This window comes from Marinobacter sp. L-46 (genome assembly GCF_056859535.1).
In genome coordinates, this window is the sequence record NZ_JBSXOP010000041.1 from 24,133 (window position 1) to 44,164 (window position 20,032).

At 56.7% G+C, this 20,032-nt stretch carries 14 protein-coding genes; 4 read left to right on the forward strand and 10 right to left on the reverse strand.

Annotated features, from left to right (window positions below):
- Positions 1-21: 21 nt before the first annotated feature.
- From lpdA to sdhC, 7 genes are all read right to left on the reverse strand, one after another.
- Complete coding sequence (gene lpdA, locus AC13DJ_RS04325) at positions 22-1,464, reverse strand: dihydrolipoyl dehydrogenase (protein WP_474539246.1); 1,443 nt, start codon at positions 1,462-1,464, stop codon at positions 22-24.
- A gap of 35 nt (positions 1,465-1,499) precedes the next feature.
- Complete coding sequence (gene odhB, locus AC13DJ_RS04330) at positions 1,500-2,714, reverse strand: 2-oxoglutarate dehydrogenase complex dihydrolipoyllysine-residue succinyltransferase (protein ID WP_482934003.1); 1,215 nt, start codon at positions 2,712-2,714, stop codon at positions 1,500-1,502.
- A 25-nt stretch (positions 2,715-2,739) separates the two neighbouring features.
- On the reverse strand, positions 2,740-5,577 hold the full coding sequence (locus AC13DJ_RS04335) for a 2-oxoglutarate dehydrogenase E1 component (RefSeq protein ID WP_474539249.1): 2,838 nt from the start codon (positions 5,575-5,577) through the stop codon (positions 2,740-2,742).
- Positions 5,578-5,895: 318 nt separating this feature from the next.
- Positions 5,896-6,600 (reverse strand): succinate dehydrogenase iron-sulfur subunit, encoded by a 705-nt coding sequence (locus AC13DJ_RS04340; RefSeq protein ID WP_058340547.1) that lies wholly within the window; start codon positions 6,598-6,600, stop codon positions 5,896-5,898.
- A gap of 15 nt (positions 6,601-6,615) precedes the next feature.
- Complete coding sequence (gene sdhA, locus AC13DJ_RS04345; protein ID WP_482934002.1) at positions 6,616-8,388, reverse strand: succinate dehydrogenase flavoprotein subunit; 1,773 nt, start codon at positions 8,386-8,388, stop codon at positions 6,616-6,618.
- Between the two features lie 3 nt (positions 8,389-8,391).
- Positions 8,392-8,733, reverse strand: a complete 342-nt coding sequence (sdhD, locus tag AC13DJ_RS04350) for a succinate dehydrogenase, hydrophobic membrane anchor protein (RefSeq protein WP_081697577.1) — start codon at positions 8,731-8,733, stop codon at positions 8,392-8,394.
- Positions 8,730-9,107 (reverse strand): succinate dehydrogenase, cytochrome b556 subunit, encoded by a 378-nt coding sequence (gene sdhC, locus AC13DJ_RS04355; RefSeq protein ID WP_058340544.1) that lies wholly within the window; start codon positions 9,105-9,107, stop codon positions 8,730-8,732. The genes sdhD and sdhC overlap by 4 nt, the downstream gene beginning before the upstream one ends.
- Positions 9,108-9,588: 481 nt before the next feature.
- On the opposite strand from sdhC, the gene gltA reads away from it, so the two are divergent.
- Together gltA and AC13DJ_RS04365 are read left to right on the forward strand one after the other, a co-directional pair.
- Positions 9,589-10,863, forward strand: a complete 1,275-nt coding sequence (gene gltA / locus AC13DJ_RS04360) for a citrate synthase (RefSeq protein WP_058340543.1) — start codon at positions 9,589-9,591, stop codon at positions 10,861-10,863.
- 104 nt (positions 10,864-10,967) lie between these two features.
- On the forward strand, positions 10,968-11,837 hold the full coding sequence (locus AC13DJ_RS04365) for an NAD(P)-dependent oxidoreductase (RefSeq protein WP_474539251.1): 870 nt from the start codon (positions 10,968-10,970) through the stop codon (positions 11,835-11,837).
- 194 nt (positions 11,838-12,031) lie between these two features.
- Here AC13DJ_RS04365 and topA read toward each other — a convergent pair whose 3' ends face one another.
- The 3 genes from topA to fadB form a co-directional block, all read right to left on the reverse strand.
- Positions 12,032-14,671, reverse strand: coding sequence for a type I DNA topoisomerase (gene topA, locus AC13DJ_RS04370; RefSeq protein WP_474539253.1), 2,640 nt, complete (start codon positions 14,669-14,671; stop codon positions 12,032-12,034).
- 267 nt (positions 14,672-14,938) lie between these two features.
- On the reverse strand, positions 14,939-16,114 hold the full coding sequence (gene fadA, locus AC13DJ_RS04375) for an acetyl-CoA C-acyltransferase FadA (RefSeq protein ID WP_474539255.1): 1,176 nt from the start codon (positions 16,112-16,114) through the stop codon (positions 14,939-14,941).
- A 32-nt stretch (positions 16,115-16,146) separates the two neighbouring features.
- Complete coding sequence (fadB, locus tag AC13DJ_RS04380; protein WP_474539257.1) at positions 16,147-18,294, reverse strand: fatty acid oxidation complex subunit alpha FadB; 2,148 nt, start codon at positions 18,292-18,294, stop codon at positions 16,147-16,149.
- A gap of 326 nt (positions 18,295-18,620) precedes the next feature.
- Between fadB and AC13DJ_RS04385 the strand changes: the two genes are divergently transcribed.
- Positions 18,621-19,439, forward strand: a complete 819-nt coding sequence (locus AC13DJ_RS04385; RefSeq protein ID WP_474539259.1) for a hypothetical protein — start codon at positions 18,621-18,623, stop codon at positions 19,437-19,439.
- A gap of 152 nt (positions 19,440-19,591) precedes the next feature.
- A complete protein-coding gene (locus tag AC13DJ_RS04390) occupies positions 19,592-20,023 on the forward strand; it encodes a universal stress protein (protein WP_022989223.1) in 432 nt (143 codons plus the stop codon).
- The last annotated feature ends 9 nt before the right edge of the window (positions 20,024-20,032 follow it).

A 20,032-nucleotide genomic window follows, 5' to 3' on the forward strand; every position in this document is an offset into this window, starting at 1 on the left:
CCCGCTCAATCCGATAACGAATTACTTCTTCTTGCGACGGTTGGCGACGTGAATCGCTCCACCGGCAACGGCCAAGGCCGCTTCATGCACTGACTCGGACAGAGTCGGGTGCGCGAAACAGGTCAGGGCCAGATCTTCGGCACTGGAACCGAATTCCATGGCGATCACGCCCTGGGCAACGATTTCAGAAGCCTGGGGGCCAACTACGTGGAAGCCCAGAATGCGGTCGGTCTTCGCGTCTGCGATGATCTTGACCATACCACCCGTGGCGTTTGCCGCCATGGCACGACCGTTGGCCGCAAACGGGAAAGTACCCACGTTGTATTCTTCACCTTCAGCTTTCAGCTGCTCTTCGGTCTTGCCAACCCAGGCAACTTCCGGCGCGGTGTAGATTACGTTGGGGATGCAGTCGTAATTGACCTGCGGCTTGTGGCCTGCGATACGCTCGGCAACCATAACGCCTTCTTCAGACGCTTTGTGTGCCAGCATCGGACCACGAACGATGTCACCTACGGCCCATACGCCCGGTGCTTCGGTCTTGCAGTTGTCGTCTACAAAGATGAAGCCGCGCTCATCCATGGTTACGCCGGAATCTTCAGCCAACGCACCATCGGTGTACGGACGACGGCCAACAGCGACAATCAGTTTGTCGAACTTGGCTTCCTGCTTGCCCTTGGAGTCTTCGTAGTTCACGTAAACCAGCTTGCGCTTCACTTCAGCACCGGTCATGCGGGCACCGGTGATGATGTTCAGGCCCTGCTTCTTGAACTGCTTCAGAGCATCCTTGGCAACCTGCTGGTCAACAACCGGCAGGAAAGTGTCCTGGGCTTCGATCACGGTAACTTCGGCACCCAGGCGAGCCCAGACGCTACCCAGTTCCAGGCCGATTACGCCAGCGCCGATGATGCCCAGACGCTTGGGAACTTCGGTAAATTCCAGCGCGCCTTCGGAATCGACGATGTAATCACCGTCAAACGGAGCCGGCGGGATTTCGATCGGCTTGGAGCCGGTCGCCAGGATCACGTTGTCGGCTTCGTAGGTCTTGGTGTTGCCGTCTTTATCGGTCACTTCAACCTTGCGGCCGGCAAGCAGCTTGCCGTGGCCGTGGATCGGGGTTACACCGTTAGCCTTGAACAGACCGGCGATACCACCGGTCAGCTGCTTAACGATGCCATCCTTACGCTCCATCATCTTGGCAACGTCAATATCAACGCTCTTGGCCAGGATACCCATGGACTCGTAGTCGTGGCTTGCTTCCTCGAACTTGTGAGTCACTTCCAGCAGTGCCTTGGACGGGATACAGCCCACGTTCAGGCAGGTGCCGCCCAGAACCTGGCTTTTGCCGTCTTTGCCGGTCCAGGATTCTACACAGGCAGTCTTCAGACCCAGCTGAGCAGCCTTGATGGCGGCCACATAACCGCCGGGGCCTGCGCCAATGACAATAACGTCGAATTTATCGGGCATAATCTTTCCTGTTATCGAATTCGTTGAGTGTCAGCTTACACGTCCAGCAGGATACGGGCCGGGTCTTCCAGCATTTCCTTGATCGCAACCAGGAACTGCACCGCTTCCTTACCGTCGATCATACGGTGGTCGTATGACAGCGCGAGGTACATCATCGGCAGGATTTCAACCTTGCCGTTCACCGCCATCGGGCGCTCCTGGATCTTGTGCATACCCAGAATCGCAGTCTGCGGCGGGTTCAGGATCGGCGTGGAGATCAGGGAACCGAAAATACCACCGTTGGTGATGGTGAAGGTGCCGCCGGTCATCTCTTCGATGCCCAGCTTGCCGTCTTTCGCCTTGGTGCCGTACTCGACAATCTTCTTCTCGATGTCGGCCAGGCCCATGGCGTCGGTGTCACGCAGAACCGGTACAACCAGGCCACGGTCGGTAGACACGGCTACGCCGACGTCCTGGTAACCGTGGTAAACCATGTCGTTACCATCGATGGACGCGTTAACGGCCGGGAAGCGCTTCAGGGCTTCGGTCGCTGCCTTGGTGAAGAAAGACATGAAGCCCAGCTTGATGCCGTGGCGCTTCACAAAGCTTTCCTGGTACTGCTTGCGCAGCTCCATGATCGGAGCCATGTTCACTTCGTTGAACGTAGTCAGCATAGCGGCGGTCTGCTGGGCATCCACCAGGCGCTTGGCGATGCTGGCACGCAGGCGGGTCATCGGAACGCGCTTCTCGGCGCGCTCGCCCTGGGCAACTTCCAGCGCCGGAGCGGCGGCCGGCTTGGCGGCGGCAGCACCGGAAGACTTGTTGCTGTCTACGTGGTTCTGAACGTCTTCCTTGGTAACACGACCGTCTTTACCGGTGCCCTTTACAGCAGCCGGATCAACGCTGTTCTCTTCGGCCAGCTTGCGGGCAGCCGGGCTCAGGATAGCGTCGCCGGAGGAAGCAGCGGCTTCTTCCTGGGGCGCTTCGGCCTTGGCTTCCGGCTTGCTTTCAGCAGGCTTGGACTCGCCTGCGGCGCCTTCCTTGAATCGGCCGATCACTTCACCGCTTTCGCAGGTGTCGCCTTCGCCTTTAACTATTTCTTCAATCACACCATCAGCCGGTGCAACCACTTCAAGCACAACCTTGTCGGTTTCAATATCGACAATCAGCTCGTCACGGGAGCAGGCTTCGCCGGGCTGCTTGTGCCAGGTCGCGACGGTGCCTTCGGCAACCGACTCAGGGAAAACGGGGGCTTTAATCTCAGTTGACATTACAAATCCTTAGTTCGGTAGCTCGTCAGATTCCAAACGCGTCGTTAACCAGTTTCTTCTGCTCTTCGATGTGAACAGACATGTGTCCACAGGCAGGAGCAGCAGAAGCATCACGACCGGCGTACTCAAGGTGCAGTTTCGGGTTCAGGCGCTGCAGTGCGTGCCGCATGTGGTGCTGACTGCAGTACCAGGCGCCCTGGTTCATAGGCTCTTCCTGACACCAGACCGCGCTCTTGAGCTTGGTGTACTGGCCCAGAATTTCGTCCAGATCGTCTGCCGGGAACGGATACAACTGCTCGAGGCGAACGATGGCCACATCGTCACGTTCGTCCGCTTTCTTCTTCTCCAGAAGATCATAGTAGACTTTGCCGCTACACATGATCACACGGGTGACTTTCTTCGGATCAGAAGGTTCTTTCTCGGGCAGTACTGTCTGGAAGGTACCTGAAGTCAGGTCATCCAGGCCGGAGATCGCCTCTTTGTGACGCAGCAGGCTCTTCGGTGTGATCGCAACCAGCGGCTTACGCAGCGGGCGCTTCACCTGGCGACGCAGCATGTGGAATACCTGGGACGGCGTGGTGGGTACGCAGACCTGGATATTGTGCTCGGCACACAGCTGCAGGAAACGCTCCAGGCGCGCAGAGCTGTGCTCCGGCCCCTGCCCTTCGTAACCATGAGGCAGCAGCAGGGTCAGGCCACACAGACGGCCCCACTTGTGCTCGCCACTGGTCAGGAACTGGTCGATCACCACCTGGGCACCGTTGGCGAAGTCACCGAACTGGGCTTCCCAAACAATCAGTGCGTTCGGCGTGGTGGTGCTGTAACCGTATTCGAAGGCCATAACCGCTTCTTCAGACAGCAGCGAGTCATAGATTTCGAATTTCGGCTGGTCTTCGGCCAGCTCTTTCAGCGCAATGTGGGTAGAGCCATCCTTCTGATTGTGCAGTACCGCGTGGCGGTGCGAGAAGGTACCACGGCCAACGTCCTGGCCGGTCAGACGGATCGGGTGACCTTCGTTCAGCAAGGTGGCGTACGCCATCATCTCGCCATAGCCCCAGTTCATAGACAGGGCACCGGCAGTCATCTTTTCCCGATCGTTAACGATCTTGGAAACCTGGCGCTGGATGCTGAAGCCTTCCGGAACCTGGGTCAGTTTCTTGCCCAGCTTCTGGATCGTTTTCAGGGGAACGCTGGTCTTGCACTTGGCAGTCCACTCGTGGCCCAGGAACGGAGTCCAGTCAACGTAGAGCTCTTTGTTCGGCTCCTTGACCAGGGACTTGACCACGTGTTCACCCTTGTCGAGTGCGTCACGGTAGTCGTTCTCCATCTGCTTGGCTTCGTCTTCGCTGATCACACCGGCTTCAACCAGCTGATCTGCGTACAGAGCGCGAGTGGTTTTCAGCTTGCGGATCTTGTCGTACATCAGCGGCTGGGTAGCAGCCGGCTCGTCGGCCTCGTTGTGGCCACGGCGACGGTAGCAAACCAGATCGATAACCACGTCCCGCTTGAACTCGTTGCGGTAGTCCATGGCCATCTGGGTTACAAACAGCACGGCTTCTGGGTCGTCTGCATTCACGTGCAGAATCGGCGCCTGAACCATTTTCGCCACATCGGTACAGTACTCGGTAGAACGGGCGTCTTCCTGCTTGCTGGTGGTAAAGCCAACCTGGTTGTTGATGACGATGTGGATGGTACCACCTACACCGAAGCCCCGGGTCTGGGACATCTGGAAGGTTTCCATCACAACGCCCTGCCCGGCAAAGGCCGCGTCGCCGTGCATAACGATCGGAAGCACAGTGCTGCCGTCGGTATCGCCACGACGATCCTGGCGGGCACGGACAGAACCCTCAACCACCGGAGATACGATTTCCAGGTGTGACGGGTTGAATGCCATTGCCAGGTGCACTTCGCCACCCGGAGTCATCACGTTGGACGAGAAGCCCTGGTGGTATTTCACATCACCGGAGCCGGAATCCGCGAGCTTCTTGCCCTCGAACTCGTCAAACAGTTCCTTCGGATTCTTGCCCAGGGTGTTTATCAACACGTTCAGACGGCCACGGTGTGCCATGCCCAGCACGATTTCCTTGGCACCGTAGGAGCCGGCACGCTGAATCAGTTCGTCCAGGCACGGAATCAGGCTTTCGCCACCTTCCAGGCCAAAACGCTTGACGCCCGGATAACGGGAGCCCAGATATTTTTCCAGGCCTTCGGCAGCGGTGAGACGCTCGAGCACGTGCTTGCGGGTTTCCGCTTCGTACTCAGGGCGGGAGCGTACTGGCTCCATCCGCTGCTGGAACCAACGCTTGATGCGGGTATCCACCACGTGCATATATTCGGCGCCAATGCTTTCGCAGTAGGTTTGGCGCAGGCCTTGCACGATGTCTCCGAGCTTCATGGTCTCGGAGCCGAAATTCAGTGAACCTGTCTGGAATTCGAGATCCAGGTCAGACTCGCCCAGTTCGTGGAACGAGGGCTCGAGATCTTCAACAGGCTGACGCTGCCAGACGCCCAGCGGATCGAGCTTTGATTCCTGGTGACCACGGAACCGGTACGCATTGATCAGCTGCAGAACACGGATCTGCTTCTTGTCAGCATCTGACGTGGCGCTTGCAGGCACACCACTACTGGCAAGAAAACGCTGGTTGCGGGAGATATGCTCGAACTGTTCGCGGATGGTCGAGTGAACGATGTCGCGGCCTTTATAGCCATCAACACTCGGAAGCTTGTCGAAGTAGCTTCTCCACTCTTCGGGAACTGAATTGGGGTCTGTCAGGTAGGTCTCAAAAAGCTGTTCAACGTAGGCCAGATTTCCACCTTGCAGGTGGGAAGTCTGCCATAACTGCTCCATGATGCTTTCGTGCATTTTGAATAGCTCACCTTGGGCTGGTGCGGGGGAGCGAGTATGGTCGGCCAGGGGTAAATCTCAGTCAATACGGGTTATTACGGCATGACTTTTGGCCACCACACCCTGCAAGGATGTTTTCCGTCCCCAGTGATTTTTATACTCAGCTGCGCCATCAGCCAGACTGGATAAGCCCAAGCAGACAGCGCGCATAAGTTTGCACCCCGATAAGACTTTTGACTATAAGCCTTTGGTTGAAGGCCCCGCATATAGCGAGGCCTTCGAGGGTACTAACTGGTGTCAGAACACCAGTATAGCTGGTGCTGCAGATTTTGCCTGTCAGGTGGCTCGTTGCAGCAACAGGTTCCGGATATGGCCAATCGCCTTTGTGGGGTTCAGGCCTTTCGGACAAACACTTACGCAGTTCATGATGCCGCGGCAGCGGAAAACACTGAACGGGTCATCCAGGTTCGCCAGTCGCTCTGCCTGGGCAGTGTCGCGGCTGTCCGCCAGGAAGCGGTAGGCCTGCAGCAGGCCAGACGGACCAATGAACTTGTCAGGGTTCCACCAGAACGACGGACAAGCGGTGGAGCAGCATGCACACAGGATACATTCGTACAGGCCGTCCAGCTTTTCACGATCTTCCGGCGACTGCAGGCGCTCAATGGCCGGAGCCGGATTGTCGTTTACAAGATACGGCATAACTTTTTCGTACTGCTTGTAGAACAGACTCATATCCACGACCAGGTCACGGATAACCGGCAGGCCCGGCAGCGGGCGCAGAACCAGCTTGTTGTTCTTGACCACATCCGACACCGGAGTGATACAAGCCAGGCCGTTCTTGCCGTTCATGTTCATGCCATCAGAGCCACAAACACCCTCACGGCAGGAACGACGATAGCTCATGGAAGGGTCTTTTTCCTTCACCAGGTTCAGAACATCCAGAACCATGAGATCTTTGCCCGCAGGAATCTCGATTTCGACATCCTGCATGTAAGGGGCATTATCGGTTTCCGGATTATAGCGATACAGGCTTACCAACATATTCAGGATACCCCCTTAGTAGGTCCGGACTTTCGGCTGGAAAGTCGGAACCGTTTTCGGTGCGAAGTTCACGTCTCGCTTGCCAACACGCTTGTCCAGCGGGAAGTACATGGAGTGCTTCAGCCAGTTCTCGTCGTCACGCTCGGTAAAGTCGTTACGGGCGTGCGCACCACGGCTTTCTTTACGCTCGATCGCAGACTTGGCTGTTGCGTAGGCAACTTCGTACAGGTTATCCAGCTCCAGCGCTTCGATACGGGCAGTGTTGAACGCCTTGCTGGTATCGGCCAGCTTGGTCTTGCGAACACGCTCGCCGATCTCTTCCAGCAGCTTGACACCCTTCTCCATGCTCTCGCCGTCACGGAATACGCCGAAGTACAGCTGCATGCAGTTCTGCAGATCCTTACGAACCTTGGCTACATCCTCACCTTCAGAGGCACTGTCCAGACGCTCCAGGCGAGCCATGGCACGCTTGATATCTTCTTCGCTGGCGCCATCAACCTCGAAGCCGCCACGCAGCTGCTCTTCAATGTGCAGGCCAGCTGCACGACCGAAGACCACCAGGTCCAGCAGGGAGTTACCACCCAGACGGTTAGCGCCGTGCACAGACACACAAGCTGCTTCACCACAGGCAAACAGGCCGGGAATAGGCTTGTCGTTGCCGTTTTCATCCTGGGTCAGGGCCTGGCCACCTACGTTGGTGGGAACACCGCCCATCATGTAGTGACAGGTCGGAACGACCGGGATCGGCTCTTTAACCGGGTCAACGTGCGCAAAGGTACGGGACAACTCGCAGATGCCCGGCAGGCGCAGGTTCAGGGTTTCTTCACCCAGGTGATCCAGCTTCAGCAGCACGTGATCCTTGTCGGGACCACAACCGCGACCTTCCAGGATTTCCAGAACCATGGAACGGGCCACAACGTCACGGCCAGCCAGGTCTTTCGCGTTCGGAGCATAGCGCTCCATAAAACGCTCACCTTCGGCGTTGATCAGGTAACCACCCTCACCCCGACAACCTTCTGTAACCAGGGTGCCAGCACCGTGAATACCGGTCGGGTGGAACTGCCACATTTCCATGTCCTGCACCGGGAAACCGGCACGCAGCGCCATACCGATACCGTCGCCGGTGTTGATCATGGCGTTGGTGGTAGAGGCGTAGATACGGCCAGCACCACCGGTAGCCAGAACGGTAGCCTTGGACTTGATGTAAGCCACTTCACCGGATTCGATCTCGATGGCTACAACACCAACCACTTCGTCTTTGCTGTTCTTGACCAGGTCTACGGCATACCACTCGTTCAGGAAGGTAGTGCCGCCCTTCAGGTTGGCTTGGTACAGGGTGTGCAGCAGGGCGTGACCGGTACGGTCAGCGGCGGCACAGGTACGGGCTGCCTGGGTGGGGTTATCCGGACCCTTGGACTGGCCACCGAACGGACGCTGATAGATACGGCCCTGCTCGGTACGGGAGAACGGCAAGCCCATGTGTTCCAGCTCGAATACAGCCTGGGGACCTACAGAACACATGTACTCGATAGCGTCCTGGTCACCGATATAGTCGGAGCCCTTGACGGTATCGTACATGTGCCAGCGCCAGTCATCATTGGGATCAGCGCTTGCGATCGCACAGGTAATGCCGCCCTGGGCAGACACTGTGTGCGAACGGGTCGGAAATACCTTGGTGATACACGCGGTATTGATACCGGCTTCTGTCAGCTGCAGGGCGGCACGCATACCGGCTCCGCCGCCACCGATAACAATCGCGTCGTAAGACATGGTTTTGATGTTAGCCATCGATTAAAGCCCCCACAGAATCTGAATGCCCCACACGACATATACGAACATCACCAGAATGCAGGCTGCCTGCAGCAGGAAGCGCGGCATTGCTGCCTTGATGTAGTCGGTGGATACGGTCCACAAGCCTACCCATGCGTGCCCGGCAATGGACAACAGCGCCAGCAGGCTGAAAATCTTGAACCAACCCTGGCTGTACAGGGAAGACCACGCCTGGTAGTCCACGTCTGTAGTTACGAAGAAACCAAGGAGAAACAGCGTGTACAGAGCCAATACGTAGGCAGTAACCCGCTGGATGATCCAGTCCTGAATCCCGTTACGACCAATATTCGTTACACTGTTCATGCCCATACCCAGACTCCAGCCAGAATGATGAGAACAATGGAAACCACAAGCGTGATTTTGGCGGCAAGGCGGCCACTTTCCAGCTCTTCAGCAATACCCGCATCCATCAGCAGGTGCTTGATACCTGCAACAAGGTGGTAAAGCAGAGCAGACAGGATGCCCCAGATAATCAGCTTTGCCAGGAAGCTGTCCAGCAGTTCGTTAACCCGGTTGAAGCCATCTTCCCCGGACAGGGAGAGATCCAGGCCGTACATCAGGAATGCAACACCAACAAAAATGATGATGCCGCTGATACGATGCAGGATCGAAGTAATGGCTGGCAGCGGGAAATGGAACTTGCCGAGATCGAGATTTACTGGTCGTTTGCTATTCACAGCGCTCTCACACTCTCTCTTGGTACCGCGAAACCGGGAAAACCGGCGGCGGTTGGTTGGTATGTTAGGTCCGGAGAATCAGTACGATACCGGTAACCGATTGGTTCAGGAGGGCGGATAACAACCCGGTAGCTTGCTACGCTGAAGCATGCAAGAAAACGGTGCATCCCCGATTCCGGGCTACGGATTATAAGGAGACACCCCGGTAATTACAAACTTGCAACAACCGCCAAAGCCTTACGAGGCGCCGCCCTGCCCCATCTATAAGGATTATTGACAAACCGGAATTCAGGGCAAAAGCGCCGTCATTCGGGATATCCCTCATTTACACCGGATGTTAATTTGGTGCTTTTCGCACCCAGCTCATTGACAAAAAAAGCTGACGCCCTATATTTTGCGCCCAGTTTTGCGATAATACGCGCTTTCTGGCGCATCTACACATGCAAATCAGCTGTCACAGCTAATCAAACGGGAGAGCACCATGACCGACAGGAAAGCCACGCTCTCGGTGGGAGACAAATCCATTGAGCTACCGGTTTACTCCGGCACCGTCGGCCCTGACGTTATAGACGTACGCGGCCTCGTCCAGGAAGGCGTATTCACTTACGACCCGGGTTTTGTATCTACCGCAGCCTGCGAATCTGCCATCACCTACATCGATGGTGCCAAAGGCGTCTTGCTGCACCGGGGTTACCCGATCGACCAGCTGGCCGAGCATTCCGACTTCCTCGAGGTATGCTACCTGCTCCTGAACGGCGAACTGCCGAGCGCTGAAGAAAACAAGCAGTTCCACGACACCATCAAAAACCACACCATGCTGCACGATCAGATGCGCAACTTCTTCAACGGCTTCCGCCGTGATGCGCACCCCATGGCCATTATGTGCGGTGTTGTGGGTGCCCTGTCTGCGTTCTACCACGACCAGATGGATGTGGCCGATCCCAAGCAGCGCGAGATTACCGGCCATCGCCTGATCGCCAAGATGCCGACCATCGCCGCATGGTGCTACAAGTACTCCATGGGCCAGCCGTTCATGTATCCGCGTAACGACCTGTCCTACGCCGAGAACTTCCTGTACATGATGTTCGGCACCCCTTGCGAGGACTACAAGCCGAACCCGGTTCTGGCCAACGCGATGGACAAGATCTTTATCCTCCACGCGGACCACGAGCAGAACGCTTCTACCTCCACCGTACGCCTGGCGGGTTCCACCGGCGCCAACCCGTACGCGTGTATCGCCTCCGGCATCGCCGCCCTTTGGGGCCCGGCGCACGGCGGTGCGAATGAAGCGGTCCTGGACATGCTGGCTGAAATCGGCGACGAGTCCAACATCGAGAAATTCATCGCCAAGGCCAAGGACAAAGATGATCCTTTCCGCCTGATGGGCTTTGGTCACCGGGTTTACAAGAACTTCGACCCGCGCGCCAAGGTAATGGCACAGACCGCTCACGAAGTGCTGAGCGAGCTTGGCCTGGAAAACGATCCGCTGCTGAAGATTGCCCAGCGCCTGGAAAAGATTGCCCTGGAAGACGAATACTTCGTTCAGCGCCAGCTGTACCCGAACGTCGACTTCTACTCCGGCATCATTCTGAAGGCCATCGGTATTCCGACTTCCATGTTTACCGTGATCTTCGCAATGTCCCGCACCATCGGCTGGTTCTCTCACTGGAACGAAATGGTCAGCGGTGCCAACCGCATCGGCCGTCCGCGCCAGCTGTACACCGGCTCGCCGAAGCGCGACTACCCAAAGAAGTAAGCTGCAAGCTTGCTTCACCCAGAAAAAAGCCGCTGAATCCAGCGGCTTTTTTCGTATCATGGCACGACAAATTCAACCAATCCGACAAGAACCAGGAGCAGACCATGGCAACTATCGCGTTTATCGGGCTCGGAGTAATGGGCTACCCGATGGCAGGCCACCTTGCCCGGGCCGGCTATGACGTCAGCGTTTGGAACCGCACCAGCGAAAAGGCCCGTCAGTGGGCCGAACAGTATCCGGGCAAAGCCTGTGACAGCATTGCAGATGCGGTCGCCAACGCAGACGTGGTACTGACCTGCGTGGGCGCCGATAAAGACCTGGAAGAAGTCTACACCGCCCCGCATGGCATCATCGGCAACGCCCCGGCCACAGCCACCCTGGTCGACCACACCACTGCATCTGCCGGCATTGCCGAGACACTGGCACAGGCGGCCCGTGCACGGGGCCAGGGCTTTATCGACGCCCCGGTTTCCGGCGGCCAGCAAGGTGCCGAGAACGGCCAGCTGACGATCATGTGCGGCGGCAGTACCGACGATTTCAGCAAGGTTAAGCCGGTACTCGAATGTTACGCCCGGGCCCTGAACCTGATGGGCCCTGTGGGCAGCGGCCAGAAGACCAAGATGGTTAACCAGATTGCCATTGCCGGGCTGGTACAGGGGCTTTCAGAAGCCCTGCACTTTGCCGAACAGGCAGAGCTGGACGTGCGCAAGGTGGTGGACGTGATCTCCAAGGGCGCGGCCCAGTCCTGGCAGATGGAAAACCGCTCCGGAACCATGATCGACGGCGAATTCAACCACGGCTTTGCGGTGGACTGGATGCGCAAGGACCTGGGCATCTGCCTTGAAGAAGCCCGCAAAAACGGCTCCAGACTGCCGGTAACGGCGCTGGTGGACCAGTTCTACGGAGATGTGCAGGAGATGGGCGGAAACCGCTGGGATACGTCTTCGCTGATTCAGAGGCTTCGCAAGAAGTAATGATTTGCCACGAAATCCACTAAAGAACACTAAAAAAGAAAACTAATTAGCCACGGACACTCACGGCCCCACACGGACAAAAGAGAAAACTGCCTTGTTACTGTCCGTGAGAGTCCGTGAGTGTCCGTGGCAAAAAATCAGTTATCTTTTCTTCAGTTTTCGTGTTCTTTAGTGGATTTCGTGGCAAAAAAGAATCACTTCTTCTTGTCCCGAGGCACCCAGCGGCCGTTTTCGTACCAGGCGGACCAGCCGGTGGCCTTGCCATCCTGTTCCGACATAACGTACTGCTCTTTCGACTTCCGGCTGTAGCGGATCACCGTCGGGTTACCCTCGGGGTCTTTCTCCGGGGCGTCCATCAGGTAATCGTATTTCGGGTCGATTTCCTTGCGGTGTGGTTTGATCTCCATCACCAGCGGTGGCCGGGTTTCCCGGTTTTTCGGGAATTTGCTGGCCGCCAGGAACAGGCCGGAGGCACCGTCACGTAGCACGTAGGTGTCGTCTACCTTCTGGCACTGCAGCTCCGGCATGGGCACCGGATCCATTTTGGGGGGCGCAGGCTCGCCGTTCTTCAGCAGTTTGCGGGTGTTCTTGCACTCGCTGTTGGTGCAGCCGAAGTACTTGCCGAAGCGGCCGGTTTTCAGCTGCATTTCGGAACCACACTTATCGCATTCAAGCGTAGGGCCGTCGTAGCCCTTGATGCGGAAACTGCCCTCTTCCACTTCGTAGCCGGAGCAGTCGGGGTTGTTACCGCACACGTGCAGCTTGCGCTTTTCATCAATCAGGTAGCTGTCCATGGCCGTGCCGCATTTCGGACAGCGGCGCTTCATACGCAGCAGGCGGGTTTCGCCTTCACCTTCCACATCTTCATCGGCACTGACCACTTCGTCGCCAGACACCAGGTTAATGGTGGTCTTGCAACGCTCCTTGGGCGGCAATGAATAGCCGGAACAACCCAGGAATACCCCGGTACTGGCCACGCGAATCTGCATGTTACGGCCACAGCTGGGGCAAGGAATATCGGTTTCTGTGGGTGTGTTGGCCCGCATACCGCCGTCGGTCTTTTCCGCACTTTCGAGCTGGTTACGGAACTTGGCGTAGAAGTCGTTCAGCACCTTCTTCCACTGAACGTCGCCTTCGGCAATCTCGTCCAGCTCGCCTTCCAGGCGTGCGGTAAAATCGTAATCCATCAGGTTCGGGAAAGATTCTGCCAACCGTTCGGTAACAATCTCGCCCATCTTCTCGGCGTAAAAACGGCGGTTCTGAAGCCGCACGTAACCACGATCCTGGATGGTGGAAATAATGGATGCGTAGGTAGAAGGACGACCAATACCCTGCTTTTCCAGTTCCTTGACCAGGCTGGCTTCGGTATAGCGCGGCGAAGGCTTGGTGAAATGCTGGGTCGGATCCAGCTTCTTGAGATCCAGGGGCTGATCTACCTTGATGTCTGGCAGCGCCACGTCTTCGTCTTTCTTGGCTGACTGGGGCGCAGCTTTCAGGAAACCTTCGAACTTGACGATGCGACCACGGGTACGCAGTTCGTAGTCACCATTGGCCACAACGATGGAGGTGCTGAGGAATTCGGCATCCGCCATCTGGCAGGCGATAAACTGGCGCCAGATCAGGTCGTAAAGCTTCTCCGCATCCTTTTCCAGGCCACTGATATCGGTAGGCCTGCGGGATACGTCAGTAGGCCGGATGGCCTCGTGGGCCTCCTGGGCGCCTTCCTTGCTACCGTACACGCGGGGCTTCTCAGGCAGGTAGCGATCACCGAACTGTTTCTGAATAAACTCGCGACAGCCGGTTACGGCATCCTGGCTCAGGTTGGTCGAGTCTGTACGCATGTAGGTGATGTAGCCCGCCTCGTACAGGCGCTGGGCCAGCATCATGGTTTTCTTGACACTGAAGCCCATGCGGTTGCTCGCCGCCTGCTGCAGTGTCGAGGTAATAAAGGGAGCAGAGGGCCGTGAACGGGTTGGCTTGTCTTCCCGCTTGGCCACCTTGAAGCTACCGGCTTTCAGACGGTCAACATGTTCCTTGCTCTGAACATCATTAACCGGACGGTAGGGCTTGTCGTTGTAGCGGGTAACCTCGAACCGAACCGGGTCCCTGGTTCCTTCTGCGGTCAGGTCTGCGTGCAGCTGCCAGAATTCCTCCGGCACGAACTTGCGGATTTCCCGCTCACGCTCAACGATCAGGCGCACGGCAACCGACTGAACCCGGCCAGCAGACAGGCCCCGGGCAATCTTGGCCCAGAGCAGCGGCGAAACCATGTAACCCACAACGCGATCCAGGAACCGGCGCGCCTGCTGGGCATTTACCCGGTTGTTATCCAGCTCTCCAGGGTCCTTGAACGCTTCCTGGATGGCCCGCTTGGTAATTTCGTTGAACACCACGCGGCGATACTTTTCCGGCTCGCCGCCAATGGTCTCCTGAAGGTGCCAGGCGATGGCTTCCCCCTCCCTGTCCAAATCCGTTGCCAGATAGATGTGGTCGGCATTCTTGGCCAGGCGCTTTAGCTCGCTGACGACCTTTTCCTTACCGGGCAGGATCTCGTAACGGGCGCTCCAGTCGTTATCGGGATTTACCCCCATGCGGGCAACCAGCTGTTCACGGGCCTTACGCTTCTTGTGCTCGGCTTTTTCGTCCGGGCTCATCTTGCGGGTGGCAGCGGCCTGCCTGGCGCGCTCTTTCGGGTCTGACTGGCTACCACTGCCACTGACTGGCAGGTCACGAATGTGGCCAACACTGGACTTAACAATAAAATCCGAGCCCAGGTACTTGTTGATGGTCTTCGCTTTCGCTGGAGACTCGACAATAACGAGACTTTTACCCATATTGGAGATCTGTATCCTTGGCGATCAATCGGTCAAGTTCTGGACAGAACCGTAAACTCGCATAAAAATCAGGCAACTGGAAAACACAGGGGCTGCCATTGTGTATAGGCTCACTGTTTTACAGGGTCAAGAATGGCAAAACAACCCATTCTTTGATTTCAGTCACCGTTTTTTGGGATTTCCGGGCCGTTTTACAATCCCTGAAACAGGAAGGCCCGGCGAATTGCCGGGCCTCCTGATTGAGCGTTACTGATCCGAACTAACCGATCAGAGGCGCTCCCACACAGTGGCAATGCCCTGACCCAAGCCGATACACATGGTGGATACACCAAGTTTACCGCCTTTGGCCTGCATAACGTTCAGCAGGGTGGTAGAGATACGGGCACCAGAGCAGCCCAGCGGATGGCCAAGGGCAATCGCGCCGCCGTTCAGGTTAACCTTCTCTTCCATTACGCCCAGCAGTTTCAGGTCTTTCAGAACCGGCAGGGACTGGCCAGCAAAGGCTTCGTTCAGTTCCCAGAAGTCGATATCTTCAACTTTCAGGCCTGCACGCTTAAGTGCCTTCTTGGTGGCCGGAACCGGGCCGTAGCCCATGATTGCGGGATCACAGCCAGCAACCGCCATGCTGCGGATCTTGGCAATCGGGGTTAGACCCAGTGCTTCTGCCCGTTCAGCGGACATCAGTACCATGGCAGCCGCGCCATCGGTCAGCTGGGAAGACGTACCGGCAGTTACGGTACCGTTCTTCGGATCAAACGCCGGACGCAGCTGGCCCAGGGACTCAGCGGTCGTTTCCGGACGAATGGTCTCGTCTTCTTCGATCAGCTTCACAAAGCCGTTTTCGTCGTGGCCTTCAATCGGAACGATTTCGTTCTTGAAGCGGCCTTCAACAGTGGCTTCGTGGGCCAGGCGATGGGAACGGGCACCGAACTCATCCTGCTGCTCGCGGGTAATACCGTGCATTTTCGCCAGCATTTCTGCAGTCAGGCCCATCATGTTGGACGCTTTTGCAGAGTACTTGGACGCAGCCGGGTTGTGGTCGAAGCCGGCAGTCATGGGTACGTGGCCCATGTGCTCGACACCGCCTACCATGAACACGTCACCGTTACCGGTCTGAATCGCCTGGGCGGCAGTGTGGATGGCGCTCATGGCGGAACCACACAGACGGTTAACGGTCTGGGCAGCAGACTCGTGCGGGATACGGGTCAGCAGGGAAATCTGCCGCGCCACGTTAAAGCCCTGCTCTTTAGTCTGGTTTACACAGCCCCAGATTACGTCTTCTACTTCTTTCGGATCGAGCTTCGGGTTGCGCTCAAACAGTGCTTCAATCAGCGCAGCAGACAGAGTCTCGGCGCGAACGTTGCGGAAACAGCCGTTTTTGGCACGACCCATCGGAGTCCGCACGCAATCGACGACGACAACGTCTCTCGGATTAAGGCTCATAGATCTTTCTCCGTTCGGAAATCTCGTTAGGGTTAGCCAAAGAACTTCTTGCCAGTCTTGGCCATTTCACGCAGCTTCTCGGTCGGCGCGTACAGCGGGCCAAGATCTGCATACTTGTCTGCCAGTTCGACGAACTTGTCGACGCCCATGTCGTCGATGTAGCGCAGAGCACCACCACGGAACGGAGGGAAACCGATACCGTAGATCAGGCCCATGTCTGCATCGGCCGGGTCTTCAACAATGTTGTCTTCCAGGCAGCGAACGGTTTCCAGGCACAGAGGAATCATCATACGGGCGATGATGTCTTCTTCTTCGAAGTCCTTGCTGCCGTTAACTACAGGCTCGATCAGCTTGTAGGTTTCTTCGTCGACAACTTTCTTCGGCTTGCCCTTCTTGTCTTCTTCGTACTTGTAGAAGCCCTTGTCGTTCTTCTGGCCGTAACGGTTGTTCTCGAACATCACGTCGATGGCAGACTTGAAGTCGGCCTTCATGCGATCCGGGAAGCCGTCTGCCATCACTTCGTTGGCATGCTTGGCAGTGTCCATGCCCACTACGTCGAGCAGGTAGGCCGGGCCCATGGGCCAGCCGAACTTTTCCATCACCTTGTCGATCTTCTGGAAATCGGCACCGTCACGTACCAGCGCAGCAAAGCCGCCGAAGTACGGGAACAGAACACGGTTAACCAGGAAGCCCGGGCAATCGTTAACCACGACCGGGGTCTTGCCCATGGCCTTGGCGTAGGCAACGGTGGTCGCGATAGCGCGGTCACTGGTCTTCTCGCCACGGATAACCTCAACCAGCGGCATCATGTGTACCGGGTTGAAGAAGTGCATGCCGCAGAAGTTCTCCGGACGCTTCAGATTCTTGGCCAGAAGGTTAATGGAGATGGTAGAGGTGTTGGAGGTCAGGATGGCGTCTTCGCGAACCGCGTCTTCGGTCTCGCGCAGAACGGCATCTTTCACCTTCGGGTTTTCAACAACCGCTTCAACAACCAGGTCTACGTTCTTGAAATCACCGTAGTTCAGGGTCGGCGTGATGTTGTTCAGAACGTCGCCCATCTGGCCAGCGTCCATCTTGCCCTTGGCGACACGCTTGGACAGCAGCTTCTTGGCTTCACTCAGGCCCAGCTTGATGCCGTCCTGGTTGATGTCCTTCATAACAATCGGCGTGCCTTTCAGCGCCGACTGGAAGGCTACACCGCCACCCATGATACCGGCGCCCAGTACGGCAGCCAGGTTCACATCAGAGGCTTCTTTTTCCCAGGCACTGGCTTTCTTCTTCAGGGCCTGGTCGTTCAGGAACAGACCAACCAGACACGCGGCAACGTTGGTCTTGGCCATCTTGGCGAAGCCCTTGGCTTCTACTTCGATCGCCTTGTCGCGGGTCATGCCGGCATGCTTCTGCATGGTCTTGATGGCTTCCACCGGCGCCGGATAGTTCTTGCCAGCCTTGCCGGCCACGAACGCCTTGGAAATCTCGAACGCCATCATGCTTTCCATGGCGTTGAGCTTGATCTTGCCTTTCTTCTCTTCACGGCGCGCCAGGTTGTCCAGCTTGCCTTCGTTGCACTGATTGATAATGGCAACGGCTGCGTCGACCAGCTTGTCGGCTTCAACCACGGCATCAACAGCGCCCACTTTCAGAGCGGCATCAGCGCGGTTTTCAGTACCACCGGCAATCCACTCAACCGCGTTATCCACACCCACCAGGCGGGACAGGCGAACAGTACCGCCGAAGCCCGGGAAGATACCCAGCTTCACTTCCGGCAGACCTACCTTGGCCTTGGGAGCCATAACCCGGTAGTCGGTGGAAAGGCACATTTCGAAGCCACCACCCAGAGCGATACCGTTAATAGCGGTAACGGTCGGGAACGGCAGGTCTTCAATGGCGTTGAATACTTCGTTGGCCTTCATGCTGTTGGCCACGAGAGCTTCTTCGGAACCTGCGAACAGCTCGGTAAACTCGGTGATATCGGCACCGACAATAAAGCTGTCCTTGGAACTGGTAACCACCAGGCCCTTGAGGTTCTTCTGGGATTTGAGTGCTTCAGCTGCGGCGCCCAGCTCTTCGATGGTGAGACGGTTGAACTTGTTGACTGACTCGCCCTGCAAGTCAAAGTTCAACTGAGCGATCCCGCCTTCGATCTCTTTAACCGTGATGGCTTTACCTTCGTAAATCATCAACTGATCTCCAGTCTGTGTTTGGAACTGCTGACAACCGGCTGACAATAGCTGCCGGGCCGGCTGTTTGTGCAGCGAGATTTCGGTCACTGCCCGATCTTCCGATCCAAAATTCATACAGTCGTTTGAATCGTGAGGCCACACGATGGAAAAAAACGGAGCGTTTGTCAATTTGTTTCTGCAGGGAACCCGGAGAAACTCATGATAAAAAAGTGAAGTGGTACCGGTAACCGCCGGAAATTAGTTGATTAGGCTGCGTAGTTACTTTAACTTCGAGTTGAGACTTTAGTCCACAATAATAAAACGGCATTACGGAGACTGATCCGATGAAAGACGCCCACCTGCGAATCCGCCCACTTCTGGCTGCCCTGATCCTGTTGTCCTTTACCGCATTCGGCGCCAAGGCACAGGAATCCGGTAACGAGTTCCTCGCAGACCTTCATGATTTCCGCATCAACAACTACCTGGCGCTGGACGCCTTCTACGCCTTCAGCGCAACCTCCGACACCGAATTGCTCAACCGTGTTGTGGTTGGAATCAATAGCGCCAACGACGCCATGAACTCTGTGGTCGGCAGCAACAGTGGCGTGCTTTCAGACGAACAGGTCGAGGAACTGAACAGATCCTTCGACAGCTTCAAGGACCTGATGCGCAGCAACATCAACGAAGTACGGGATCGCGGTTACCCTGACCTGCGCCTGATGGCCGAACTGGCCAACCAGGGGCAGTCTATGAACGATACCGCCACAGAGCTGTACGACCTCGCCAGGGAAAGCAGCGGAACGGAAACCAATCCGCAAGTGGAATCAGCTCGCTCAGCGGCAGTACTGATGGCTCAGATGATGGCCCGCTACGCCGCCCGTACCCACTCTTCCGTCTCCCAGACGTTCCAGGGCGCCGCCAATGAAGTGTCTCTCGACCAGCAGGCGCTGATGTTTGACGAGCTTCTGGCGCAGGCGCGCTCCGGCTCAGCGACCGGCGAACTGAAAACTGCCCTCGATGATGTGGCCGCCAAGTGGCAGTTCATTCGCGGCTCCTACATCAACTACAACGACAACAACGTCAGCTTTATTATCGACCGTTACTCCAAAGGCATTATCCAGGGCCTGGACGACGCCATTGTAATGCTCCGCAATAACGCCTGATTCCTGCTTGGCTGGCCGGCCGGGTTAACTCATTGCCCGCCGGCCAAAAACTTCCCTTTCCGCTTGATGCCGGTCAGAATGGCTATACACTTGATTGATATACAATCCAGAGTCATTCAGGATTATTTCCCAGCGCGAAGGAGCAAGACCCCATGTCCACCTACAAAAAAGTTCTGGTTGCCATCGACCTGACCGAAGAAGCACCGCAGGTCCTTAACAAAGCCAAGTCCATTGCTGAGTCACAGGCGGCGGAGCTGTTGCTGGTTCACGTTGTGGAGCCTGTCGGCTATGCCTATGGCGGCGACATCCCCATGGATCTTTCTGAATTGCAGGATCAGCTGGACAAGGCCGCCCACGACCAGCTTGGGCAATATGGCGAGCAATATGGCGTGGCCAAGGACAGCCAGATTGTGACTGTTGGCCGTCCGGAATCTGAAATTCACCGGCTGGTGAAGGAACAGGGCGTGGACCTGGTGATTGTTGGCAGCCACGGACGCAAAGGTTTCCAGCTGCTGTTGGGCTCTACCGCCAATGGTGTGCTGCACGGCACAGAATGTGACGTTCTCGCAGTGCGCATTCACTGATAAAGGCGA

Coding starts and splice junctions, on each gene's coding strand:
- lpdA (WP_474539246.1), bottom strand. CDS start 1,464: ATGCCCGATAAATTCGACGTTATTGTCATTGGCGCAGGCCCCGGCGGT.
- odhB (WP_482934003.1), bottom strand. CDS start 2,714: ATGTCAACTGAGATTAAAGCCCCCGTTTTCCCTGAGTCGGTTGCCGAA.
- AC13DJ_RS04335 (WP_474539249.1), bottom strand. CDS start 5,577: ATGCACGAAAGCATCATGGAGCAGTTATGGCAGACTTCCCACCTGCAA.
- AC13DJ_RS04340 (WP_058340547.1), bottom strand. CDS start 6,600: ATGTTGGTAAGCCTGTATCGCTATAATCCGGAAACCGATAATGCCCCT.
- sdhA (WP_482934002.1), bottom strand. CDS start 8,388: ATGGCTAACATCAAAACCATGTCTTACGACGCGATTGTTATCGGTGGC.
- sdhD (WP_081697577.1), bottom strand. CDS start 8,733: ATGAACAGTGTAACGAATATTGGTCGTAACGGGATTCAGGACTGGATC.
- gltA (WP_058340543.1), top strand. CDS start 9,589: ATGACCGACAGGAAAGCCACGCTCTCGGTGGGAGACAAATCCATTGAG.
- AC13DJ_RS04365 (WP_474539251.1), top strand. CDS start 10,968: ATGGCAACTATCGCGTTTATCGGGCTCGGAGTAATGGGCTACCCGATG.
- topA (WP_474539253.1), bottom strand. CDS start 14,671: ATGGGTAAAAGTCTCGTTATTGTCGAGTCTCCAGCGAAAGCGAAGACC.
- fadA (WP_474539255.1), bottom strand. CDS start 16,114: ATGAGCCTTAATCCGAGAGACGTTGTCGTCGTCGATTGCGTGCGGACT.
- fadB (WP_474539257.1), bottom strand. CDS start 18,294: ATGATTTACGAAGGTAAAGCCATCACGGTTAAAGAGATCGAAGGCGGG.
- AC13DJ_RS04385 (WP_474539259.1), top strand. CDS start 18,621: ATGAAAGACGCCCACCTGCGAATCCGCCCACTTCTGGCTGCCCTGATC.
- AC13DJ_RS04390 (WP_022989223.1), top strand. CDS start 19,592: ATGTCCACCTACAAAAAAGTTCTGGTTGCCATCGACCTGACCGAAGAA.